The sequence below is a fragment of the Citrobacter sp. Cpo142 genome (genome assembly GCF_030332425.1).
Taxonomy (GTDB): Bacteria; Pseudomonadota; Gammaproteobacteria; order Enterobacterales; family Enterobacteriaceae; genus Citrobacter; species Citrobacter portucalensis.
Map to the genome: position 1 here is coordinate 24,687 of NZ_JAOWHW010000140.1, position 21,098 is coordinate 45,784.

24 protein-coding genes, 1 tRNA gene, 1 pseudogene and 1 riboswitch are annotated in these 21,098 nt (G+C 50.5%); of the genes and pseudogenes, 12 read left to right on the forward strand and 14 right to left on the reverse strand.

Annotated elements, in window-relative coordinates:
- Positions 1-32: 32 nt before the first annotated feature.
- From agp to OGY18_RS20770, 8 genes are all read right to left on the reverse strand, one after another.
- On the reverse strand, positions 33-1,274 hold the full coding sequence (gene agp, locus OGY18_RS20735) for a bifunctional glucose-1-phosphatase/inositol phosphatase (protein WP_061067653.1): 1,242 nt from the start codon (positions 1,272-1,274) through the stop codon (positions 33-35).
- A gap of 87 nt (positions 1,275-1,361) precedes the next feature.
- Positions 1,362-2,069, reverse strand: a complete 708-nt coding sequence (locus OGY18_RS20740; protein WP_286554226.1) for an ArsR/SmtB family transcription factor — start codon at positions 2,067-2,069, stop codon at positions 1,362-1,364.
- Between the two features lie 69 nt (positions 2,070-2,138).
- On the reverse strand, positions 2,139-2,894 hold the full coding sequence (locus OGY18_RS20745) for a sulfite exporter TauE/SafE family protein (protein ID WP_286554227.1): 756 nt from the start codon (positions 2,892-2,894) through the stop codon (positions 2,139-2,141).
- A gap of 133 nt (positions 2,895-3,027) precedes the next feature.
- The gene (locus tag OGY18_RS20750; protein ID WP_048214488.1) at positions 3,028-3,534 is read right to left on the reverse strand and encodes a protein disulfide oxidoreductase; all 507 of its coding nucleotides are present in this window, start codon (positions 3,532-3,534) and stop codon (positions 3,028-3,030) included.
- Positions 3,524-4,147 (reverse strand): DsbA family protein, encoded by a 624-nt coding sequence (locus OGY18_RS20755; protein WP_149384712.1) that lies wholly within the window; start codon positions 4,145-4,147, stop codon positions 3,524-3,526. Before OGY18_RS20755 ends, OGY18_RS20750 begins: the two co-directional genes overlap by 11 nt.
- Positions 4,144-6,024, reverse strand: a complete 1,881-nt coding sequence (locus OGY18_RS20760) for a protein-disulfide reductase DsbD family protein (protein ID WP_286554228.1) — start codon at positions 6,022-6,024, stop codon at positions 4,144-4,146. Before OGY18_RS20760 ends, OGY18_RS20755 begins: the two co-directional genes overlap by 4 nt.
- 48 nt (positions 6,025-6,072) lie before the next feature.
- Positions 6,073-6,435: a hypothetical protein gene (locus tag OGY18_RS20765; protein WP_003832041.1), complete on the reverse strand. Its 363-nt coding sequence runs from the start codon at positions 6,433-6,435 to the stop codon at positions 6,073-6,075.
- 70 nt (positions 6,436-6,505) lie between these two features.
- Complete coding sequence (locus OGY18_RS20770; RefSeq protein WP_003832040.1) at positions 6,506-6,910, reverse strand: VOC family protein; 405 nt, start codon at positions 6,908-6,910, stop codon at positions 6,506-6,508.
- A 395-nt stretch (positions 6,911-7,305) separates the two neighbouring features.
- Here OGY18_RS20770 and dsbA point away from each other — a divergent pair, with 395 nt between their 5' ends.
- The 4 genes from dsbA to OGY18_RS20790 all read left to right on the forward strand — a co-directional run bounded on the left by dsbA (position 7,306) and on the right by OGY18_RS20790 (position 10,155).
- The gene (dsbA, locus tag OGY18_RS20775; RefSeq protein WP_218667509.1) at positions 7,306-7,929 is read left to right on the forward strand and encodes a thiol:disulfide interchange protein DsbA; all 624 of its coding nucleotides are present in this window, start codon (positions 7,306-7,308) and stop codon (positions 7,927-7,929) included.
- 204 nt (positions 7,930-8,133) lie between these two features.
- On the forward strand, positions 8,134-9,054 hold the full coding sequence (gene cbpA, locus OGY18_RS20780) for a curved DNA-binding protein (RefSeq protein WP_003832035.1): 921 nt from the start codon (positions 8,134-8,136) through the stop codon (positions 9,052-9,054).
- Positions 9,054-9,347, forward strand: coding sequence for a chaperone modulator CbpM (gene cbpM / locus OGY18_RS20785; RefSeq protein ID WP_003832033.1), 294 nt, complete (start codon positions 9,054-9,056; stop codon positions 9,345-9,347). Before cbpA ends, cbpM begins: the two co-directional genes overlap by 1 nt.
- Before the next feature lie 121 nt (positions 9,348-9,468).
- A complete protein-coding gene (locus OGY18_RS20790; protein WP_286554229.1) occupies positions 9,469-10,155 on the forward strand; it encodes a Crp/Fnr family transcriptional regulator in 687 nt (228 codons plus the stop codon).
- Positions 10,156-10,202: 47 nt separating this feature from the next.
- On the opposite strand, the gene OGY18_RS20795 is transcribed toward OGY18_RS20790, so the two are convergent.
- From OGY18_RS20795 to OGY18_RS20815, 5 genes and pseudogenes are all read right to left on the reverse strand, one after another.
- Positions 10,203-11,039: a nucleoside-specific channel-forming Tsx family protein gene (locus OGY18_RS20795; RefSeq protein ID WP_126318540.1), complete on the reverse strand. Its 837-nt coding sequence runs from the start codon at positions 11,037-11,039 to the stop codon at positions 10,203-10,205.
- A 95-nt stretch (positions 11,040-11,134) separates the two neighbouring features.
- Positions 11,135-12,289 (reverse strand): MFS transporter TsgA, encoded by a 1,155-nt coding sequence (gene tsgA / locus OGY18_RS20800; RefSeq protein WP_063941861.1) that lies wholly within the window; start codon positions 12,287-12,289, stop codon positions 11,135-11,137.
- Positions 12,290-12,327: 38 nt separating this feature from the next.
- Positions 12,328-13,035 carry a purine-nucleoside phosphorylase gene (deoD, locus tag OGY18_RS20805; protein WP_286554230.1) on the reverse strand — a complete coding sequence of 236 codons (708 nt, stop codon included), beginning with the start codon at positions 13,033-13,035 and terminating at the stop codon, positions 12,328-12,330.
- Between the two features lie 112 nt (positions 13,036-13,147).
- Entirely contained in the window at positions 13,148-13,303 is a 156-nt protein-coding gene (locus tag OGY18_RS20810; protein WP_154816728.1) for a hypothetical protein, read from the reverse strand.
- Positions 13,304-13,317: 14 nt separating this feature from the next.
- Positions 13,318-13,379: pseudogene (locus tag OGY18_RS20815) on the reverse strand (hypothetical protein); the annotation flags it as partial.
- 148 nt (positions 13,380-13,527) lie between these two features.
- Between OGY18_RS20815 and OGY18_RS20820 the strand changes: the two are divergent.
- The 8 genes from OGY18_RS20820 to OGY18_RS20855 all read left to right on the forward strand — a co-directional run bounded on the left by OGY18_RS20820 (position 13,528) and on the right by OGY18_RS20855 (position 20,722).
- Entirely contained in the window at positions 13,528-14,067 is a 540-nt protein-coding gene (locus tag OGY18_RS20820) for a GNAT family N-acetyltransferase (protein ID WP_188048025.1), read from the forward strand.
- 211 nt (positions 14,068-14,278) lie between these two features.
- A riboswitch (cobalamin riboswitch) is annotated at positions 14,279-14,501 on the forward strand.
- Positions 14,502-14,722: 221 nt separating this feature from the next.
- A complete protein-coding gene (locus OGY18_RS20825; protein WP_286554231.1) occupies positions 14,723-15,778 on the forward strand; it encodes an ABC transporter substrate-binding protein in 1,056 nt (351 codons plus the stop codon).
- Between the two features lie 66 nt (positions 15,779-15,844).
- Positions 15,845-16,912, forward strand: coding sequence for a FecCD family ABC transporter permease (locus OGY18_RS20830; protein WP_003832023.1), 1,068 nt, complete (start codon positions 15,845-15,847; stop codon positions 16,910-16,912).
- A complete protein-coding gene (locus tag OGY18_RS20835; protein WP_286554232.1) occupies positions 16,909-17,724 on the forward strand; it encodes an ABC transporter ATP-binding protein in 816 nt (271 codons plus the stop codon). Before OGY18_RS20830 ends, OGY18_RS20835 begins: the two co-directional genes overlap by 4 nt.
- Positions 17,725-17,734: 10 nt before the next feature.
- Complete coding sequence (locus tag OGY18_RS20840) at positions 17,735-18,175, forward strand: pseudoazurin (RefSeq protein WP_286554233.1); 441 nt, start codon at positions 17,735-17,737, stop codon at positions 18,173-18,175.
- A 27-nt stretch (positions 18,176-18,202) separates the two neighbouring features.
- Complete coding sequence (gene petA, locus OGY18_RS20845) at positions 18,203-18,754, forward strand: ubiquinol-cytochrome c reductase iron-sulfur subunit (RefSeq protein ID WP_003832018.1); 552 nt, start codon at positions 18,203-18,205, stop codon at positions 18,752-18,754.
- Position 18,755: 1 nt separating this feature from the next.
- On the forward strand, positions 18,756-19,916 hold the full coding sequence (locus OGY18_RS20850) for a cytochrome b (RefSeq protein ID WP_286554234.1): 1,161 nt from the start codon (positions 18,756-18,758) through the stop codon (positions 19,914-19,916).
- Positions 19,917-19,918: 2 nt separating this feature from the next.
- Entirely contained in the window at positions 19,919-20,722 is an 804-nt protein-coding gene (locus OGY18_RS20855; protein ID WP_149384717.1) for a cytochrome c1, read from the forward strand.
- Between the two features lie 153 nt (positions 20,723-20,875).
- Here OGY18_RS20855 and OGY18_RS20860 read toward each other — a convergent pair.
- Positions 20,876-20,963 (reverse strand) — tRNA-Ser (locus OGY18_RS20860).
- Positions 20,964-21,098 lie beyond the last annotated feature (135 nt).

Genomic DNA, 21,098 nt, shown 5'->3' on the forward strand with positions numbered 1-21,098 from the left:
GACTCCCCCGCGAACACGGGGGAGTTTTTCTTTTACTTAGCCGCCTCATTCAGCACGCTGTCGAACTTATCTATCGGGCAAAAACCATCCGCATCTATCGGACATCCTTTCAGCTCCAGCGTTACGCGCTGCGCAGGGGATTTCAGCGTCAGGACATCTGCATTACGCAACTGCTGCGAGCTCTGATACACATACTCGATTTTCATCAGATCACGATTTGCGTTGCTGTCATGCCAGCGCTGGAAAACGATCTTCCCGCCAATCGGCGTACGCTCGTTCTGATCGTGAAGCTGGTACGGTTTAAAATCCAGCGCGGTGAGCAGCGAAGCGATATTTGAATCATGCCCCACCAGCACGGTTATTTTCGGTGCTTTCGCGCGTTCAGTAACCAGCGCATTATCAATATATTTCACCAGTGGTTTGGCGACGTTCTGCGCCACTTCCGGGGAGGTGAACAGGCTATCCTGATAGCCGTTTTTCAGCTTCGACAGAACCTTCCACTGCTGATCGGATTTAATCTCGCCCCAGGCAACTTTGTCCATTGGGAAGCCTTCGTAATATTGCAGCGTGAAGGCATCAACCAGCGAATTCCCCACCTTCAGCGGCCCCGAAACGCCTGGCTCCTGCTGGTATTTCGCACTAAACGTATCTTTGGCATCGGTCAGGGAACACTGCTGTTTTTCTTTGCAGGACGGAGAGTCTTTGTAGTCGGTCATTTGCTCAAGCAACTGATAGCTATCGTTGAGCTGCATTTTACTACGCTCTTTCTCCATGGCCTGAACGGCCTGCTGGCTGAAGGCAGCGGAATCATCGGTGATCACCGGGTTAAAGGTGGGATCCATGGTGCCCATTTTTTCCTGATGATGGACCGGAACGTCACACCCCGGAAAAGCTCCGGTGACAAAGAACTGCGCCGTGGCGACCGTACGCTGCAGGCTGTTAGCGTAGGTATAAACCGTGTCCGGCGCTGGGCATTCGCCCGATTTCACCATCCCCTGCTCTGCCAGCCACTCTCGCATGTAGTGGCCCATATAGATTTCCAGCACACCGCCTTTAGTAGTGAGTTGTCCGCCGGGGACATCCCATTCTGGCCATTGTTTGGGGGTGGACTGTTCAAGAACGCTGCCATTATTGGCTAAAGGTGCACGTAAGTTATGCCGACTCATCATCAATACTTGTTGAAGCTGATACCCTTCCGGCGCGGTCTGCGCCTGCGCGGCGGTTGACAATAATACAGCCCCTGCCACGGCTGCGGCGATTAACGATTTATTCATCCCTACGACCTCTTGTTGTTATCAATCACAACAGAGTGTGACAGAAATATGACATATTTCCGGGAACGCTTTCGCAAAACAGACCATCTAGCGTGTCGTTTTAACACCAAACTCGGTTTCGAGTTTACGAATGCCAAGAGGTGTGAAGATGACATGGCGGCTGCCCTGTTCGGTTTTTATCCATCGCTGTTCACTGAACCAGCGCAGCAGCGTTGCGCCAAGCACACCACCAGGATGATAACGTCGTTCGCTCCAGTCCAGACAACCGCAGGTTAACTTCCGCCGGGATGAGCCCGCCGCCAGGACAGTCCCCATCTGTGCCAGCTTTTCCAGCCCAAGAGGAGTCAGCGTTTCACCATCCGGCGTTAACCACTGACGGGAAACCAGCGTATCGAACAACCTCACCGCGACCTCTCCGGCGAGATGGTCGTAGCAGGTGCGGGCATGCCGCAAACCTGACGGTGTAGTGATTCTGCGGGGCGTTGATGTCGCCCACGCAACGCCCATCAGACGTTCCAGCAGTTCAGCGATATCGGAACCTGCCAGGCGGAAATAACGATGTCTGCCCTGCGCCAACGCGACAACAAAACGTTGTTCGCACAGACGCGCCAGATGCGCGCTGGCGGTCGACGCGGATATATCCGCCACCGCGCTGAGCTCAGTTGCAGTCCAGGCGCAGCCATCCATTAGGGCGCACAACATACGCGAGCGCGATTTATCGGCCATCACTGCCGCAGTGAGTGCCATTTTCGACTCCAGATCGCCCTCTTCTTCATGTAATATCACGGATGCCATAACGACCTCATTGGCCCTGAATCTCTGAATTAACGATGCCATGAAAGTCGCGCAAAGTCACCGCACCGGTCACACAGCACGCAGCATCATCTCTGTACCCAACCCGACCAGACAAAACAGAAAACAGCGTTTAAACACGAGCGGAGAAATAACCCTTCGCACACGGGTACCTATCCATTGGCCAATCAGCGCAGGAACAATGGCCAAAGCCGACAAACTTAGCGATTGTATGGGCAGCGCGTTGTGCCACCACAGACCCAGCGCCAATGCCAGGGTCGAAAAGGTAAAAGAGATCCCGAGCGCCTGCACCAGTTCATCTTTCTCAAAGCCGAGGGACTGGATCCAGGGCACGGCGGGCATCACAAACACCCCGGTTCCGCCGGTCAATAAGCCGGTCACAAATCCAATAACGAGGGAGTATGGTTTTTCACGCTGCGGGGCCACCGCGATTTTCTTTCCCGCCAGCGTCCAGATAGCGTAGGCCACCAGCGCCACGCCGAGCGCAAACTGGGTACGGGTGGTGTCACCCCCGGTAATCCAGGTGCTGGCAAGCAGAGTCGCCATTACCACTGTCAGCAGCATTGGCCACAGTCGTCTGAGTAATTGGCGTGTATTTCCACCACCGCCAAACTGGAACAAATTGCTTATCAGCGACGGCAATAGCAGCATGGCCGCCGCGGCAACCGGCGAAATAAGCGATCCGAGGATCCCCATGGCCACGGTGGGCAACCCCATACCCGTAACGCCCTTCACCATCCCGGCGAGGACAAATGTGGCGGCAATCATCACCACCAGAGCGGGTCCAAACGCGAAAGAACTCGTCATGTTGCACTTTCCTGAAAAGAGAAGATGACTGATTCTGGACGTTAATCACCGTGTTTGCTTCGCCAGGCAACGAAATATGCCTTTCTGGGGAGGGCGACGTGATAAAAAATGCCGGGTTTCCCCGGCACATTAATCAGAACGTTTTCGCCCACCACAACCGAAGTTTCATGCCCCAGTAGCTGGTCCAGCCGCTGGTGGTTGATACCACCCGACCTTGTGACATCACCACCAGCGTGGGCGTGACGCTGATTGCCCAACTGCGGGAAATGGCCCCGTTAGCATCATTGATGACCGGAAAGTCCACGCCTTTACGCGACAGCCAGCGAGATACCTCAGCTTCATTTCCGGAACGTAACGCAATGGTCATCACATTTTCCCCTTCCGAACGCAGCCTGGCGACTTCCGGCGTCGTGAAGCGGCATACGCCGCACCAGCTCGCCCAGAAATAAAGCAACACCGGCTCGTCTTTGCTGAGCGCCGCCAGCGTGACGGTTTCACCATCCAGCGTTTGTAAAGGCGTGCTGTCAAAGGAGGCAGGGAGCTGCGGCGCGCGCCAGGCATCCATCAACAGCATCGCCCCCGCTAACAGCGCCAGTAAGATCAGCCCTTCGCGCAGCCAGCGGCGCAATTTACTGAGCATTGGCCGCCGCCAGTTTTTCTTTTACCACTTCCTCAAGGGTTTCCCACGACACTGCACCGGGAATAAGTTCATCACCAATAATCGTTGCGGGAGTTCCCTGCACACCCACCAGTCTCGCCAGTTGCAGGTTAGTACTCAGCGTTTCAGCACTTTGGGCATCCAGCGTCACCGGACTGGCCCCCGATTTTTCCTGCGCCTGTTTGATACTGACGTCGGTATGGTAGCCCTTCTTCTGCATCAGTTTTTCATGTAGCGCCAGAAACTGTTGCGGATGCTGATGCCAGGTGGTCAACACGGTCCGCGCCGCCAGTTCCGAGCTTTCACCTTTAAACGGCAGCGGTTTAATCACTACCGCCACTTCAGGATATTTCTGCACAATTTTTTCCAGCATTGGATCCAACTGCTTGCAGTATGGGCAGTTGTAATCGGTGAAGTTTATCAGAGTCAGTTTCGCCTGCTTCGCGCCAATACGCGGGCTGTTGGGATCGTTAAACAAGGCTTCCTGAATTAATGCTTCAATTTGCTTTTCCTGTTCCGGGGTAAACGGCGCAGGCTCTTTCGCGATACTGACGGCAGAAAACAGGGTTAACAGCAGAACAATCATCATTTTCATGGGGTTACTCCTTTGGCATCATTCAACGTTTGCAGTACCGCATCGCGGGTTAACAACGTGGGTAACGCCTGGCCATCCGGCAGACCGGGGCCATAAATTTGGTTATACGGCACAGCAACCTGGCCGCGTTTTTTTAGAAATTCGGTAATAGCTTCAGAAGGGAGTGTCCAGTCGCCGCGCAGCGCCACCACATCCGGCTGTTGCAATGCGGCCTGTACGTCTTCTTTATGCAACACGTTGTATTTGTTTACCTTACAGGTGATGCACCAGTCGGCTGTGACGTCAATGAACACGCGCTTATGTTGCGCCAGCGCACCCTCAATCGCCTGCTCGCTTAGCGGTTGCCAGTTGACGCTTTCTTTAGCGCTACTTTGTCCGCTAAACCCCATGTGTGGGAGCAGTAACGTCGCAAGCCAGATAGCCGAACCCAGCATCATCACGCCAAGCAGACGCCGCAAAATATTCATCCAGCGTCCTGGCCGCGGCAAACGCAGCGCCAGACCGGGACGCAGGGCCACCAGCAGCCACGGTAAGCTCATCCCCAGCCCAAGTGCGATAAACAGTCCCCACAACGTTGGCAGCGAAGCGGTCAATGCCACCGCCACCGCCGTTCCCAGGAACGGAGCGCTGCACGGCGTGGCAAGTAGTGTCGCAAATGCACCTTGCCAGAAATGTCCCGACAGACCATTACCGCCGTGAGTCGCCAGCGTGGTGGTCATCGCAGAAGGGAGTCGGAATTCAAACCACCCGAACAGGCTGGCGCTGAACGTCAGCATCACCAGTACCATGACGCCAATGAACCACGGATTCTGAAACTGGATCCCCCAGCCAAGCGCCTGATTGGTTAAACGCAGCACCGTCATCAATAGCGCCAGTGCCATAAACGAGACCAGTATTCCGGCTACCGATGCGAGGAACTGACGACGGATCTGGCGACGACTTTTTTCCTCGACCAGCAAAATAGAGCCTAACTTCATGCCCAGAACCGGTAACACACAAGGCATCAGATTGAGGATCAAACCACCCAGCAGTGCCATGAGCACCACTTGCCACAGTGGGAGTGAGGCGTTCTCAACAACCGGGGCTTCGCCAATCGCCAGACGACTCTCCTGGGCAACACCGTTATCTGCCAGCACCAGCGTGACTGACTTACCACGCAGATCCGGCGCGCCTTCTCCCCAACCATCATGTACAGGTATCGTGGCGCGTAACGTCTCCCCCTCAACATGGATTTGCGGCATGCCAAAATCCGTATCATCAACAGCATCCAGATACAGCCCCGGTGCAGTCCAGCCTCCCGCACGGTGAGCCTCGACGACTAACTCTCCCGCCCGTGCGCCAGCGCTCAGAGTATCGGTCAGGCCGCTGGCAAGTGGGATCTGTCCCATCGCCTGAGCATATTCATGTGCAAAAGTCGGGTCCTGGGCTGTGGGCGTCACGGAAAAAGGAAAATCCGTCAACAGGCAAACGTTGCTACAGGTAGATAGCGTCAAAACGCCGCTGAGCGTGGCGGGCGCTCTACCGCGCACCACCATCGGAAACGTCACCTTATCGTGATACCCCTGGGTAGTGATATTGGCGACCTCAAAACGAGCAGGGGTTGGCCAGGACCAGTCGACCGCAGGCATTTCCCCTTTCCAGGCGATAGCAGGCGCAACGCCCCCCTCGCCCGGAGAACGCCAGTAGGTTTTCCAGCCGTCCTCCAGTTTGACATCCAGCAGCAGACGGGTTTCTCCGCCTGCGGACGTATCAGCGCGTAACCGCACGCTGGCGTGATCGTTATCGGGTGAACGCAGCCAGCCGGGTTCAGCCGCCCAGGATACGGGCAGCCATAGCAATAACAGACAGAGCAACGCCTGTCTGAAAACAGTCATCATAGTTTTTCTCCGTGAATAATTATCTAACAGTCAGCAACGGCTGTTCTGTCATTCACGGAAGACGCAAAATCGGAGATGCACCCGGAGAGTGGGCGGCGAGATGGCTCGCGGTGGGAAAAAAGGTAGACGAAACGCCCGTACTGGCGCCAGCAATGACAGCAGCAGGCACAGCACCAGAATAGCACCTTCAAACAGTACGGGTGGCGCAGCCAGTAATGACTTCGCGCTCAGTTCACAAGGGGTAACGGGTGAGGCCTCGTCGGTCTGCACTTGTGCGCTGGCGGCAACGCTTGTAACGGCGGTATCCATCTGCAACGCGTGCAGGCCCGCCATGCGTTGTGCGGTGCAAACCATCACCACAACACATGCCAGACAGAGGAACCACCATCCCATCCGTTGACGTTTCGCCATTATACCCTCACTCATTGATGCGAGTTATCTTAACCACTCGCCAGGTTTTGGCAACCTTTACGCTGTAAAGTTATGTCCTGCTATCTGCTGGATATACCGCGATTTCAATCAGATTGAGATCGGGATCCCTGACATACACCGAGCGAATAGGTCCTGTCGCACCGGTACGTGCAACGGGCCCTTCAATAATCTCGACTCCGTGGGTTTGAAACGTCTCCATCACCTCTTCCAGCGTACGCGTGGTGATAAAACACAAATCCAGCGCCCCCGGCGTTGGCGCGTAGGCTTTGGGTTCAAACTCTTTTCCCCGAATGTGGAGATTGATTTTCTGATTGCCAAAGACGAAGGCTTTCCGACCTTGCGCGAAGGTTTCCAGCCTCATGCCTAAAAGCTCGACATAGAAACGAACGCAAGCCTCTTCATGATTGGTGGTTAGTACCAGGTGATCCAGGTGGTCAATCATAGCGATATCCATTTGGGTTGCTCATCTCTGACACTTACCCTATTCATTCACGCACGACAAGAAAAAGAAAATCTACGGGGGTATTTGCAGAACTTAGCGCAATACCTTGCTATTCACGCTTTAAAAACGAAATGATAATTAATCATATTACGTCTTCTTTTATTACACTATAACATTGCTAAAAATACCCCTGAAAATATCACACAAGTTATCATTCACTATTTACGAAGAATGCATGTAGATAATTCAATGACAGCACACAAATAATGCCCGCTACGTACTGATGCGTAAATGAAAGTAAGGGTCAGCGTATTTTCAGAAGATTCCATTATTATATCCAGGCGCAATGAATAACGTATTCATTAGCAGAAGATTTGTTTATTAAATGTTATTTAGAGTATATGGAAATGAAAAAATATTTATTACCCCTGATTGGGTTACTTTTTACAGTTAGCGCTCAGGCAGCATCATTTACCGACGGCAAAGAGTATATCACCCTGGAAAAACCTGTCGCTTCCGCACCGCCGGCGCTGAAGTTTTTCTCATTCTACTGCCCTTCCTGTTATCAGTACGATGAAGTTTTTGAAATCACTGATAACGTGAAAAAAGTATTGCCTGCAGATGTCAAACTCACCGAATACCACGTCGACTTTTTAGGTCCGCTGGGGCAAGACATGACGCACGCCTGGTCCGTCGCCATGCTGTTAAATGTACAAGATAAAGTTAAGCCATTGCTTTTTGATGCCGTTCAGAAAAAACAAACCGTTAAAACAGCGGACGATATTCGTAACGTATTTATCAGCGCGGGCGTCAGCGCCAGTGATTATGATGCGGCATGGAATAGCTTTGCCGTGAAATCACTGACCGCTAAGCAGCAAGAAATGGCGAAGGCAGTTGATTTAACCGGTGTGCCCGCCATTTTTATCAACGGCAAATATATGATCAATCCAAAAGGACTGAAGTCAGATGATCTTAATGCATTCGTGCGAAACTATGCTGATACGGTCCGCTTCCTGATAAGCAAATCCTGATGTTTAGCTAATCTCACTTTTCGCACCACACAACAGACGCTATAACGTTAAATGCGCCGTTGGTGGTGCGCAACCCCATCGTTTATCGCAATATCCTCCCTTCCCGGTTGGCATTCGCCGTTATCAGGATTACCCTAAACTTAGCGGTGATACCTGTTGTCAGGGTTCACCTTCTGCAAGTGTTGATTTACACGAGAGAACGCTATGGAATTAAAGGATTATTACGCCATTATGGGCGTGAAACCGACAGACGATCTCAAGACAATCAAGACCGCCTATCGTCGACTCGCCCGTAAATATCATCCTGATGTCAGCAAAGAGACTGACGCGGAGGCCCGGTTTAAAGAGGTTGCAGAAGCCTGGGAAGTATTGAGTGATGAGCAGCGACGCGCCGAGTATGACCAGCTGTGGCAGCACCGCAACGACCCACAGTTCAGCCGTCAATTCCAGCAAGGAGAGAATCAAAGCTACAGCGCCGAAGATTTCGACGATATCTTCTCCTCCATTTTTGGTCAGCGTGCGCACCAGTCGCGCCAGCGCCCTGCCAGCCGCGGGCACGACATCGAAATCGAAGTTGCCGTATTCCTCGAAGAAACGCTTACTGAGCATAGCCGCACTATCAGTTACAACCTGCCAGTCTACAATGCGTTTGGCATGGTAGAACGAGAAATTCCTAAAACGCTGAATGTGAAAATTCCGGCTGGCGTCGGTAACGGCCAGCGCATCCGTCTGAAAGGCCAGGGCACCCCCGGCGAAAACGGTGGGCCGAACGGTGATTTGTGGCTGGTGATTCATATTGCGCCGCATCCGCTGTTCGATATCGTTAATCAGGATCTGGAAGTTGTCGTTCCCCTCGCGCCGTGGGAAGCTGCGCTGGGTGCGAAAGTAACCGTTCCGACGCTGAAAGAGAGCATCCTGCTGACCATTCCTGCAGGCAGCCAGGCCGGTCAGCGGCTACGCATTAAAGGCAAGGGTCTGGTAAGTAAAAAACATACCGGCGATTTGTATGCGGTGATCAAAATAGTCATGCCACCGAAACCTGACGACGCCAGTGCCGCCCTGTGGCAACAACTGGCGGATGCACAAAAGACCTTTGATCCGCGCAAAGAGTGGGGGAAAGCATAATGGCTAACGTTACCGTCACTTTTACCATTACCGAATTTTGTCTGTACACCGGTGTGTCAGAAGAAGAGCTGCATGAGATTGTCGGCTTAGGGGTGATAGAACCCCATGAAGACGAGACGTTTGACGATCATGCGCTGACTGTAATGCGTCGCGCGGTGCGCCTTCGTCAGGAGCTGGAACTTGACTGGCCAGGGATTGCCGTTGCGCTGACGTTGCTGGAGGAGAACGCTCAGTTACGCCAGGAAAACCGCCTGCTGCGCCAGCGCCTGTCTCGCTTTATCAGCCATCCTTAGTGTGTCAGGACCAGCATGGTGCTGGTCCTTTTATTATCCGCCCCGCGCTCTTAATGACATTGCCCAGCAGATGGCATACAGTCTGAGATAAGAATTATCTTAAACAATAAGACGTTGAGTCATGCAGCTTAAACCCCTCACGAAAGGTCGTTTTCACAACATCTGGCAGCAGGATGATGCCTTGATTGAGAAGATATTTCAGGAACTGCTCTCTGAAACGCAGATTATCCAGGAAGATGAGTATCTATACCGCCAGGGACAGGTTGTCGATCGACTGATCATGGTGCAATCCGGAAGAATTTCGCTGCGTTACAGCGCGGAGAATGGTCGCCGATTCCAGTTGGGCGCCATGGAATGCGACGAGCAGCTGTTTGGTGAAATGGAGTTTTTTACCGGGTATCGCTGCCAGCTTGATATCGTCGCGGAAGAACCACTGACCGTAGCGGTGTGCAGCTGTGACCGTCTGGAAGAAGCGCTGAATCAGCATCCCAGACTGGCGATATTTTTTGCCAGTGCAATGGCGATTGATTATCAGGATATGCTGGAAATCTTCCTGCACCGGATGCCCTACCCTATCGTACATAACGTGGCGTATGACCTGTATCGCCAGCATCAGAACAAGCAGCCGATGGATGGTTTCCATAAAAAATACCAGGAAGCTGAGCGATTCGGCACAACCGACCGGGTCTATCGGCGGGCGGTTAAAGCGCTGACGGATGCCGGGCTGGTAACGCGAACGAAGCAAGGACTGGAAATTAAGGATCTGGATGGGCTGCGTAAATTTCTCGGCAATGACATCATTGACTGACACACCAATTCTCGTAAACAGAGCATTGGTGTGTCATTTCGGCGCAATCAGAACTTATAGGTGAGATTGAAATAGTGACCGAGCCCGGTGGTTCGCCCTGCTCCGCCGTGGTTTTCCATCAATGCCATGTTACGGAAATACTTCAGGCCATAACCGACTGCATAATGCTCTGAATGCCAGTAGATACCGTTATACCATTCAATCGCGTTATTGCTATATAACGGTTGATTAGCAATCTTATTCGCGGCGAACTGGTAGTCAAAGTACCCCTGATAGTTCAGATAACTGCCGTTGGCAAAGGTATAGAATGGCGTCGACCAGTTAGTCGAGAACATGTAACCATCCCACTTTCCTTCGTTATCCGCACCGTAGTTTTCACGAACATAATGCGCATAGATGTTCATTCCCACCAGACCAAACCACGGGACCTTCACATCTGTACCCAGACCAACGTAATGTTCAAATAATTCCCGGTCGCCAATGTTATTGACCGTTGCAATATAGAATTCGTTAAACGGCCCAACGGATAAATCTTTATTAAAAATGGCGTCCAGGGAAAAACGTGGAGATATCTTGGCAAAGAAGTTATCACCACCGTGACGATCGTCCTTCTCGCGATCCAAAATATCAAAGAAATCCACATAACCGTACAGATCGATAATGCCAGAGCGTGCACCAAACTCCAATTCCAGATAGGTGTCATTGCGAATACCATATGGCACTTTCGCGTCCACACTTTGCATTAAGTTCATCTGCATCCAGTTAAAATCATTTTTACGGATGTTGCCATCAGTATAGTCAGCCGCGAATGCTTGCATACAGCTCATTGCCACTACTGCACCCAGGATTGTTTTTTTAATCATTAATTTATTCTTTTTCAGCATTTTCAATTCCTTTGAGTAAGGTTGAGTATCGCCTCACCATATAAATGGTGTGGCGACTGGCTATTTAATTAAAGAGGTAAGTATTATTAGTGCTTTTAATTACGTTTGAGTTTTAATGTCGCCATTAACATAACAAAGATAATTAAATACAACACCGGTATTGCGTACATAATTTTCTGTAATCCCATTGTTTTTTCCATGAGCGCGCTGATCGCCGGACTAAACATGGCCCCGGCACTGCCGCTAATTAAAATATAAGAAACGTTCTGACTGCTCGCACGCTTCACGAAAGAAACACCATAGGCAATAAATGAGTTATACAGCGCAGCACAGACAAAGCCGTAGCTGTAGGCCAGATAATCAAGCCCGGAGATATTATCCTTCGTGACGATAATTGTGGTAATAATGCTAGCCAGCAAAATAATACTTAGCAGGAAATAATGTATCTTCACCCGAGAAACAATGACGGTTGATACTAATGCCCCGACCAGCGCAGCGCCCCAGTATTGCGTAATAATATTTCCTGCTTCTTCAAAGGGAATGCCAAATTTGTTCTTCACAAATAATGGTGCCCAGGTCAGGAAGGTGTACAGCGCCAGCATACCTAAGAACAGGCCAATGCCTCCGCTGATAATCCCTGGATTCCACTCCGATTTTACCTTGTCTGTCCGATCTGCCGTGGGCGACGTCTCGCAGGCAGTAAAGCGGGTGAGCGCCACAACGCCCAGCGTGAGTAAGGCCACCATACCCACGCTCAGATAGCTGTAACTCCACGACATATTGTGCGTCAGGGCGAAGGTGGTGATCAGCGGGAAAACTACACCCGCGACGTTGAAAGTGGCGTCCTGCACCACCAGCATCGTACTTTGAATACGATCCTGCCAGACCGATACCACAATCGTTCCTGCCACGCACAGACCGATCCCACCGCAAAAACCCACCAGGGTCATGGCGACCATCACCGGCCATAAGCCAGGGCTTAAGTGCATTACCAGAGCGCAAAGGAACACTATCGAATAGATAATGAGCGTCATACGCTTCACACCGATTTTCTCAATCAGGAAAAAGGCGGCGATGGTGCCGGCTAATGCTCCACCATTGAGCAACGAAAATATCGAAGCAACGGTATTCACATCGGCACCGTAGCGTACTGCAATCGGTTCGATTAGCATACCGAACTGACTGGCAAACCCTGCCATAATAAAATTTGCCAGAAAACTAATCAGCGTAAGTGCTATTTTATTCTTCATATAATGCCATCTCTGATTGGTTCAATTAAAAGCCGGAACTAAGCGGTAACAGCAGTATTTAGCGCCAGCTCAATCATGTTGTTAAAGGTCAATTGTCGTTCTTCTGCCGTTGTTTCTTCTCCGGTCAGGCAATGATCGGAGACAGTTAAAATAGCCAGCGCTTCAATATTAAACTGATGCGCTAAAGCGTATAAGCCTGCTACTTCCATATCTACACCCAGTACACCGAATTTTTCCAGTGCCGGTATTAAATTTTCGTCAGGATCGTAATAAAGATCGCCGCTGAAAACATTGCCGACTTTAATATCGATACCCGCCTTCTGTGCCAGCGTCCACGCCTGCTGCAATAATGGGAAATGGGCGGATGTTGCCATCGCGTAGCCCGCGCTACGTTTTAAATTTGTGACTGAATCCGTTCCGGCAGCAACGGCCAGGATAATATCGCGCATTTTGACATGATGTTGTGTTGCCCCTAAACTGCCGACGCGAATAATTCTTTGCACACCAAAATCATGTACCAGTTCATGGGCATAAAGCGTCATTGAAGGAATGCCCATTCCGTGTCCCATCACCGAAACAGGTTGCCCAAAATATAAACCGGTATAACCCAGCATATTACGTACATTGGTGACTTCGCGGTAATCCATTAAATAATTTTCGGCAATAAATTTAGCACGGAGCGGATCGCCCGGCATAATAACGGTTGGCGCGAAATCCCCTGGCTTGGCATTAATATGTGCAGTCATAACAATTCCTGAATTATGGGTATTGAAGATATGCAGGGATTGTAACCAGACGTTTGTGAGGTGATTGAGGACAAAAGTCCTGCTCAGAGGATCGGCCTCTCATTTTTGAGAGTTAGTGGTGCAGGTAAGTGGTAAAACGGAACACAGCGTGTTGGTCTTCTGGCTTGCGGTGAATAACGTCAGCACCCCAGCGCAAAGAAGCAGTACGTTGCTCATGGCAAACGTGCACTGCCAGATAAAGGCGAGGACCGCGACGGGAACCAGGCACAAGAAAGCGCCTCACCATCCGATTGTGGTCCCCCCAGATATCCCCTCACCAGCGGCGTGGCTACTACCGTCGCCAGCAGCAGGGGCTTACGATTCCCATTTATAATCCGTATGCAGAATAGCACCATAGATAATTGCATTTCTGTCTCTTGCCGCTCAATATTGTTTTTAAAGGAGGCTTATTGTTATTATCGTTTTCCATTCTAAGATTGAGTTATGCATGCCATGATCCCATTTAGATTTAGTGAGATGACTCACGCCGATATTCCTGCTGTTCAGTCGTTCCTTATTGAGCATCTTAATTTATTCTTCAATGCCGGCAGATCCATGCCTTCTGCCGAAGAAGATCTCTTTGATCTCGAACAACAGTATCTGTTACAGGAAAGAAATTTATTGCTTTGCGCATGGAGTGAAAAACAAGAATTAATCGCCACACTGGCGGTATGTCAATATAATGATCGTATTACTGAACTGCGTGGGCGCTATAACTTGCGTGAAACGGCAGAAATTTGTCGTTGCTACGTGGATGAGCGCTATCGTAGACAGGGGATTGGCAGCCAATTGTTTGCTTTAGCAGATGTATTCTGCCAGCAACATAAATATAAAATTTTGTATCTTCATACCCATCATTTTTTACCAGGAGGTTATCACTTCTGGTTGCGTAAAAATTTTAAGGTGATTATGGATATGCAGGATGAATGGCAATTGGTACATATGGAGAGTTCGCCAAAAAAGGACTCAAACGCTAATCCGCAGCATTTTTGATGGTAATCAATATGTTTTATGCGCAGAGATTGAATCATGCTTTTAATTTGATCAACATCAATCAATTCTCATTTAGCTTTCTGTTGTTATTTTCATTTATAGCAACACACAGAGCAATGCATCTATATCCTATTGTTTTTACTGGTTATTTTCTGAGCGACATTATCTTTATACCTCTTACATTCCGTGGTTGACCTTGTTAACAATTGCCGTTAGAGTCACTTTCGACAGCATTTCATTACATTTTGTGTATGAATAGGAATATGGTGAGAATTATTTAATTCAATTCCATAACTGCCCCCGCAACTGTAGGCGGATGCAGAATATCCTTGTGTGGCTAATAAGCCACAGGTCACTGTAAAGTTTATCTTTATGGGAAGGCTGATATTCTGATTACCGTGAGTCAGGAGACCTGCTGTCAATGATGTATACCATTGAGTGGACGGGATGGTCCATGGGATGAATTATTTGACACCAGCAGTAGTGTATTTATGAATAAGATTTTGGCTAAGTCAGTATTACTTGCATTTTTCGCATATCTTTATTCTTAAATTTCACGATTCAATGTCATCTATCTTCATGTCTCCTCCCGATATATGGAATGAAATGAGCCATGACCAGACATTAAGATTCTGGCATCAACGGGACGATGACAATGCACGCTAATTCTACCTTTTACTCCTCTAAAAAAACGCTTCTGGCAATTTTTGGTACCACTGCTCTGCTGCTCGCTTCCGGTTTTTCTGACGCGGCAAAAACTGAATATCCTCTGACGATTAAAAACTGTGGCCGCGATATTACATTTAATCAGGCACCAACGCGCGTGGCAACGGTGGGTCAGAACAGTACCGAGATCCTCTATTCATTAGGCCTTGCCGATCGCGTCGTCGGTACCTCATTGTGGTTTGGCCCGGTACTGGACGCCTATAAAACAGAAAATGAAAAAGTTGCCGTTATTGCGCAAAATATTCCGAGCTTTGAAGGGATTTTGGCTAAAAAACCAGATCTGATCGCCAGCCAGTTTGAGTGGCAAATCGGCCCAGCTGGCACAGTTGCCTCTTATGAACAGTTTAGTGAACTGAAAGTTCCTGTTTACACCGCGCCAGCTGACTGTGCGAAAGATAACGAAGATGGTGGTGATGGTGTCCGTAAAGGGATGTTTGATATCACCATGGTGTATCAGGAAGTCGCCGATCTGGCAAAAATCTTCGATGTTCAGGATAAAGGCGAAGCGCTGATTGCCAGCCTTAAAGCACGTGAAGCCGCAGCGAAAAATAAAATTACCGGTATTGATAAGAATGTTTCTGCCGTGTTCTGGTTTTCAAGCGCCGATTTACAGCTCGATCCTTACGTTGCCGGGAAGTTTGGCCCAGCAGCATGGATAGCCCAAACACTGGGTGTGAAGAATGTGATTGATTCTGCCGAAGAATGGCCAACAGTGGGCTGGGAAACTATCGCTAAAGCTAATCCTTCTGTCATTGTGCTCGGCGAGATGAGCCGTCGCCGCTTCCCGGCAGATGACTGGAAGGTCAAGATGGAATACCTCAAGTCCGATCCTGTCACCAGGCTGGTTCCTGCCGTTAAGGAAAACCATCTGCCGATCATTGACGTACAGACAATGAATGCTGGGATCAGAACTATTGATGGGCTGGAAAAACTGGCTGATGCCCTTGTTGAATATGGCTTAGCGCATCCGCAGGCTGCTCATTAATCTACGTTTTGCGCTATATCCTCGCACGGTATAGCGCATCTCTGTTACTCAGGAACGCAGATAATCATGAGTGATCCACGCAGGATGCGTCGTGCCGTTGGTCTGCTTGCGGTGAGAGTCGGTGGGCATGCCGTCTGGGTCAGTGCGCTGATGTGCTGCGTGCTGCTGGCGGGGATTTCCATCGGCGAAACGCTGATCCCCTGGCGGCATGTGCTCAGTACGCTGGCAAATCATCTTTTTGATACCCACTATCCTGTCGATGCGCTGGATGCTGGGATCGTCTGGAACTATCGCCTGACCCGAGCGCTGGTCTCTGCCAGTTGCGGTGCCTGCCTGGCTGTTTCCGGCGTAGTGTTACAGTCGTTGCTACGCAATGCACTCGCCGAACCTTATCTACTGGGGATTTCTGCCGGAGCATCCACCGGAGCGGTGCTGATTGCTCTCACCGGGCTTGGGGCCGGCATTATCAGCATGTCATTGGGGGCTTTCATTGGCGCGCTAACGGCATTTATGTTCGTTGCACTATTGGCAATGGCTGCTGGCGGTAGACAAGGCGGCGGTGTGACAACCCAAATCATTCTTGCCGGCATCGCCAGCTCGCAGCTTTTCAATGCAATTACGTCGCTAATCATCACCCGCTCAGCAAATGCCGAGCAAGCGCGCGGAATTATGTTCTGGTTGTTAGGTAATTTGAGCGGTGTACGCTGGCCCGATGTTGTCTTAGCCATTCCTACCGCTCTGGTCGGTATTGCGCTGTGCTTTTGTTATGCCCGCCATCTCGACGCCTTCTCCTTTGGCGCTGAGTCTGCAGCATCGTTGGGCATTCCAGTAAAACGTACCCGTGCAGTACTGATTGCCGCCGTCACCGGCATGACGGCAATTATGGTCTCCATCGTTGGTGCGATCGGCTTTGTCGGTCTGGTTATCCCGCATGCCGCTCGTCTGCTGGTCGGCAACCAGCATCATCGACTGCTGCCAGTCAGTGCGCTTACCGGCGCGATTTTCCTCATTATCGCAGATGTTATTTCCCGCACGTTACTCCCCGGTCAGGTTCTACCAATAGGCGTGATCACCGCTCTGGTTGGCGCCCCTGCGTTTTCAATCATTCTGATTAGAGGAAACCAGAACAAATGACGGTGAATCTCGTATCCCCCCTTGTGAACTCTGCACAAGCCGTTATTGAAGCCTGTAATCTGCGATGGAAGGTAAAAGGCAAGACGATTGTTGATGATATTTCACTCAGCGTAACGCCTGGTGAGTTTGTCGGCATCATAGGTCCCAACGGCTCGGGCAAAACGTCACTGATTTCACTGCTGGCCGGTTTATTGAAGCCGACTTCCGGGCATATCACTCTGCAGCAAAAGGCGCTCCAGCATTATTCGCGGCGTCATCTTGCGCAACAGGTGGCGCTGGTCGAACAACAGGCTGAAACCAGCGAGCGTCTTACTGCTTTACAAGCCGTTTCTCTGGGGCGAACCCCTTGGCTTAGCATGCTCTCCCCCTGGTCCGCCAAAGATGACGATATTGTGCAAACTATGCTGGAAAAGGTCGATCTCAGTGAATTACAGCATCGCTGCTGGCATACCTTTTCAGGGGGAGAAAAACAGCGCCTGCATATCGCACGGGCGCTGGCGCAACAACCACAGTTGTTGCTGATGGATGAACCCACCAACCACCTCGACATTCAATATCAGATTGGCCTGTTGAGTCTGGTTAAACGTGAAAAGCTCACGGTGATTGCCGCTCTGCACGATCTTAATCATGCCGCGATGTTCTGCGATCGCGTCATCGTCATGACGTCCGGACATATGGCGATGCAGGGGAAACCTTGCGCCGTTTTTACCCGCGAAAACCTCCACTCCTGGTTTGGAATCGACGCCATCATTGAAAAGGATGCGGGTGGTGAAAATTGTTTTATTCGTTATCAACGGCCTGATGAATTTTAAGGAAGAATCAATGAAATACCTCAAACAGAGTCTGCAAATTTTGTGTTTACTCGCCTTCGCCTCTTCTGCCTTCGCACAAACTCATGAAGTGTTGATGAAAAATCGTGGGACTGGGGGACCAATGGTCTATGAGCCAGATTATCTGGAGATCCAGCCAGGGGATACGGTGAAGTTTATCCGTAAACATAAGAGCCACAACGCGGCTTCAATCGCTGAATTGTCACCGGCTGGCTATCCTGGATTTATGGGAAAAATAGATGAAGAGATCGAAGTTACTTATGACAATACCGGGTTTTACGGCATCAAATGTACACCGCATTACGCTCAGGGCATGGTGATGCTGATTAAGGTTGGAGATGCCTCGTTACCAGAAAGCTACCGCGCGTTCAAAGCGCCGGGTATTGCTGACAAGCGCTTTCAGGAAATTTACGCGCGTATCGATAAACGTTAATCCGCGATACTCAGGGAGGTATACGAGGTGGCAGATAATAAACTTCCAGATGGCGAAATCCAGGAACAGCGTAGGGAATGCCTGTGTAAACTGACTAAATTTGTCGGTGCCGCAGGCGTCGCGGCTGCCGTCTGGCCGCTGGTTTCGGCCTTGGGCCCGGATGAAAAAACGCTTGGGGAAAATGAACCGATTGATGTCTCTCTTGCAGGTGTTGCTGCTGGACAAACAGTCAGACGTGTATGGCAAGGAAGGTTGATTCTTATACACCATCGCACCCCGGATGAAATTATTACTGCCAGAAGTGCCGACCTGGATACGCTTATCGACCCACAGCCAGACAGCGCCAGGGTCTCTGCAGCCCATCCTCAATGGCTGGTGGTTCAAGGTTATTGCCCACATGCCGGGTGTGTACCCAACGCCCGACCGGGGGGGATGGGTTGGATCTGTCCGTGCCACGGTTCTGAGTTTGATACCTCCGGGCGCGTGACACGCGGGCCCGCAACTGCCAACCTGGCAATCCCAGACTACGTTATTCATTCCGATGGGCAGGTCGTGCGTATCGGCACGAAGGAAGCCTGAAATGAGGAATGAACTTGTCTATTCGCTTCGCGGGCGTATCCCCTTCCCTCGCTCTGTTGCTGGACTCTGGGTATTTGCAATCGGCGCTATCCTGCTAATTATGCTCGGGGTGCAGATCTTTACGGGTATCGTGCTGGCGATGTTTTACGTGCCGACAGCTGAGCTGGCATTTGACTCCATTATTCATATTATGCGCGCGGTTCGCCATGGAGAGCTGTTACGCAACATGCATGCTATTGGCGCGTCGCTCTTTTTCTTTGCCTGCTATCTGCATATTTTTCGTGGTATGTACTACAACGTTTACCGCAAGCCCTGGACGACAATGTGGATGGTTAGCGTCACGCTGTATATCCTGCTGATGATGACCGCGTTTCTTGGTTATAGCCTTATCTGGGGGCAAAAAAGCTACTGGGCGGCAACGGTCATTACCCGCTTTGCCCAGGCTATTCCGTGGGTAGGGGATACGCTTTACGCATATTTAGTCGGCAGCCATACGCCGGGTACGCCGATGCTTGGCCGCTTTTTTGTTATCCACTTTATTCTTCCCTTTGTGATTGTCGTCGCCACGGTTATTCATATACGTACCGTACAGTCGGCGTTTGCCCAGGCGATGAAAAAGAAGTTTAGCGAGAAAGAGTCCAGGAGCCTGTTGTTCGATTACAAAATTACCGATCTCGATGCTATCAAAATCACCCTTTTTTTAATGGTTTTCGCCTGGTTTTTATTCTTCGCGCCGCACTATCTGAGCAGCGCCGACAACTTTATTACTGCGGACCCAACGATTACACCCGCGATTGTTGCGCCAGAATGGTATTTCCTTCCCTTCTTCTCTATCTTGCGCTGCTTCCCGAATGAATTCGTGGGGCTAGTCGCGATGTGCGGCTCAATACTGATTTTCTATTTTCTACCCTGGCTTGATACTTCCCGGGCTCGTTTTCGCCATTACAGCAAACTGGTTAAGTGCGGATTCTGGCTATGGGTTATTAATGCCTGCTTTTTAGGCTGGTTAGGGTCGAAAGCGCTGGTAGGCCCGGACCTTTTTGATGGCTTTCGTAATGAAGAGGGCTGGATCCGTGCCGCATCCCAGCTTTCGACACTGATTTGGTTTGCCTGGTTTTTAATCGTCTTACCTTGCCGTCGTTTTTTGGAAAAACAGGATTGAGGATGAAACAACTATTGAAATTCAGCGTCCTGTTCTTTTCTCTGTTGGGGCTGGGTTCCTCATATGCGCAGGAAGCCACGCCTGAACGCCAGGAATGGAGCTTCAGTGGTATTACCGGTCAATATGATAAGGAGCAGCTTAGACGTGGTCTGCAGGTTTATGAAGAGAAGTGTCGCGCTTGTCACGGCATGAAACATCTTACCTTTCGGACGTTGACCAGGCCCGGTGGTCCGGAACTCACGGTTGAAGAAGCGAGAAGTATCGCCAGCGGCTATCAGTTTCCTGCGATTCAGGATGACGGCCAGATAAGTGAGCGCGACGGTACGCTAAATGACAGCTTTATATCACCATATCTAAACGAGCAGGAAGCACGCTACCTTAACAATGGCGCTGAACCCGTTGACCTGAGCTATATCGTCCGTGCCCGTTCATACGATCGCGGATTCCCACAATTTTTGTTAGATGCTTTTTTGCCCTACACGGACCAGGGGGCAGATTACGTTTACGCGCTGCTAACCGGCTATCTGCCTGCCGATCCTGAACTGAAGGCTAATCGCTATTTTCCTGGCGGTGTGATTAACATGCCAAAACCGCTGACGAGTGGGGAGATCCAATGGAGCCCGGCGTCGAAAAAAGCTGAAACTGAGGAGCAATACGCCAGGGATGTTACCGCCTTTCTGGCATGGGCTGCCGACCCGGCGCTCTCTGAACGAAAGCAACAGGGAAATTACGTTATGGGCTATCTGGCTATTATGCTGGGCTTGCTATGGATAGCACGACGAATGAAGAGACGTTCGCTCATGTAGGTCTTGCGAGGCCGGGGATTACTCAGTTCACCAGCATTCAACCGGTCAGGTGCGCAGTTGCCCTTGCGCGAGTAAGACGAGTAAAGGAAGGCAAAATATAAACCGAGCAAAATGAAAAAACCCCAAGCTATTTTATAGCTTGGGGTTTATGTTTGGCGGAAGCGTAGAGATTCGAACTCTAGAACCCTTTCGGGTCGCCGGTTTTCAAGACCGGTGCCTTCAACCGCTCGGCCACGCTTCCAATGAGGCGCACTATAAACATCCCGAACGGACCTGTAAAGCACCAATGTGTTCGTTTGCCTGAAAAACAGCCAAAAAGTTGTTAATCGACTGAAATAACAACAAATTGACCATTTATTCAGCACGAATACCGGCT

Excerpts from the sequence above, each read along its gene's own strand:
- agp (WP_061067653.1), bottom strand. The coding sequence starts at position 1,274 with ATGAATAAATCGTTAATCGCCGCAGCCGTGGCAGGGGCTGTATTATTG.
- OGY18_RS20740 (WP_286554226.1), bottom strand. The coding sequence starts at position 2,069 with ATGGCATCCGTGATATTACATGAAGAAGAGGGCGATCTGGAGTCGAAA.
- OGY18_RS20745 (WP_286554227.1), bottom strand. The coding sequence starts at position 2,894 with ATGACGAGTTCTTTCGCGTTTGGACCCGCTCTGGTGGTGATGATTGCC.
- OGY18_RS20750 (WP_048214488.1), bottom strand. The coding sequence starts at position 3,534 with ATGCTCAGTAAATTGCGCCGCTGGCTGCGCGAAGGGCTGATCTTACTG.
- OGY18_RS20755 (WP_149384712.1), bottom strand. The coding sequence starts at position 4,147 with ATGAAAATGATGATTGTTCTGCTGTTAACCCTGTTTTCTGCCGTCAGT.
- OGY18_RS20760 (WP_286554228.1), bottom strand. The coding sequence starts at position 6,024 with ATGATGACTGTTTTCAGACAGGCGTTGCTCTGTCTGTTATTGCTATGG.
- OGY18_RS20765 (WP_003832041.1), bottom strand. The coding sequence starts at position 6,435 with ATGGCGAAACGTCAACGGATGGGATGGTGGTTCCTCTGTCTGGCATGT.
- OGY18_RS20770 (WP_003832040.1), bottom strand. The coding sequence starts at position 6,910 with ATGGATATCGCTATGATTGACCACCTGGATCACCTGGTACTAACCACC.
- dsbA (WP_218667509.1), top strand. The coding sequence starts at position 7,306 with ATGAAAAAATATTTATTACCCCTGATTGGGTTACTTTTTACAGTTAGC.
- cbpA (WP_003832035.1), top strand. The coding sequence starts at position 8,134 with ATGGAATTAAAGGATTATTACGCCATTATGGGCGTGAAACCGACAGAC.
- cbpM (WP_003832033.1), top strand. The coding sequence starts at position 9,054 with ATGGCTAACGTTACCGTCACTTTTACCATTACCGAATTTTGTCTGTAC.
- OGY18_RS20790 (WP_286554229.1), top strand. The coding sequence starts at position 9,469 with ATGCAGCTTAAACCCCTCACGAAAGGTCGTTTTCACAACATCTGGCAG.
- OGY18_RS20795 (WP_126318540.1), bottom strand. The coding sequence starts at position 11,039 with ATGCTGAAAAAGAATAAATTAATGATTAAAAAAACAATCCTGGGTGCA.
- tsgA (WP_063941861.1), bottom strand. The coding sequence starts at position 12,289 with ATGAAGAATAAAATAGCACTTACGCTGATTAGTTTTCTGGCAAATTTT.
- deoD (WP_286554230.1), bottom strand. The coding sequence starts at position 13,035 with ATGACTGCACATATTAATGCCAAGCCAGGGGATTTCGCGCCAACCGTT.
- OGY18_RS20820 (WP_188048025.1), top strand. The coding sequence starts at position 13,528 with ATGATCCCATTTAGATTTAGTGAGATGACTCACGCCGATATTCCTGCT.
- OGY18_RS20825 (WP_286554231.1), top strand. The coding sequence starts at position 14,723 with ATGCACGCTAATTCTACCTTTTACTCCTCTAAAAAAACGCTTCTGGCA.
- OGY18_RS20830 (WP_003832023.1), top strand. The coding sequence starts at position 15,845 with ATGAGTGATCCACGCAGGATGCGTCGTGCCGTTGGTCTGCTTGCGGTG.
- OGY18_RS20835 (WP_286554232.1), top strand. The coding sequence starts at position 16,909 with ATGACGGTGAATCTCGTATCCCCCCTTGTGAACTCTGCACAAGCCGTT.
- OGY18_RS20840 (WP_286554233.1), top strand. The coding sequence starts at position 17,735 with ATGAAATACCTCAAACAGAGTCTGCAAATTTTGTGTTTACTCGCCTTC.
- OGY18_RS20850 (WP_286554234.1), top strand. The coding sequence starts at position 18,756 with ATGAGGAATGAACTTGTCTATTCGCTTCGCGGGCGTATCCCCTTCCCT.
- OGY18_RS20855 (WP_149384717.1), top strand. The coding sequence starts at position 19,919 with ATGAAACAACTATTGAAATTCAGCGTCCTGTTCTTTTCTCTGTTGGGG.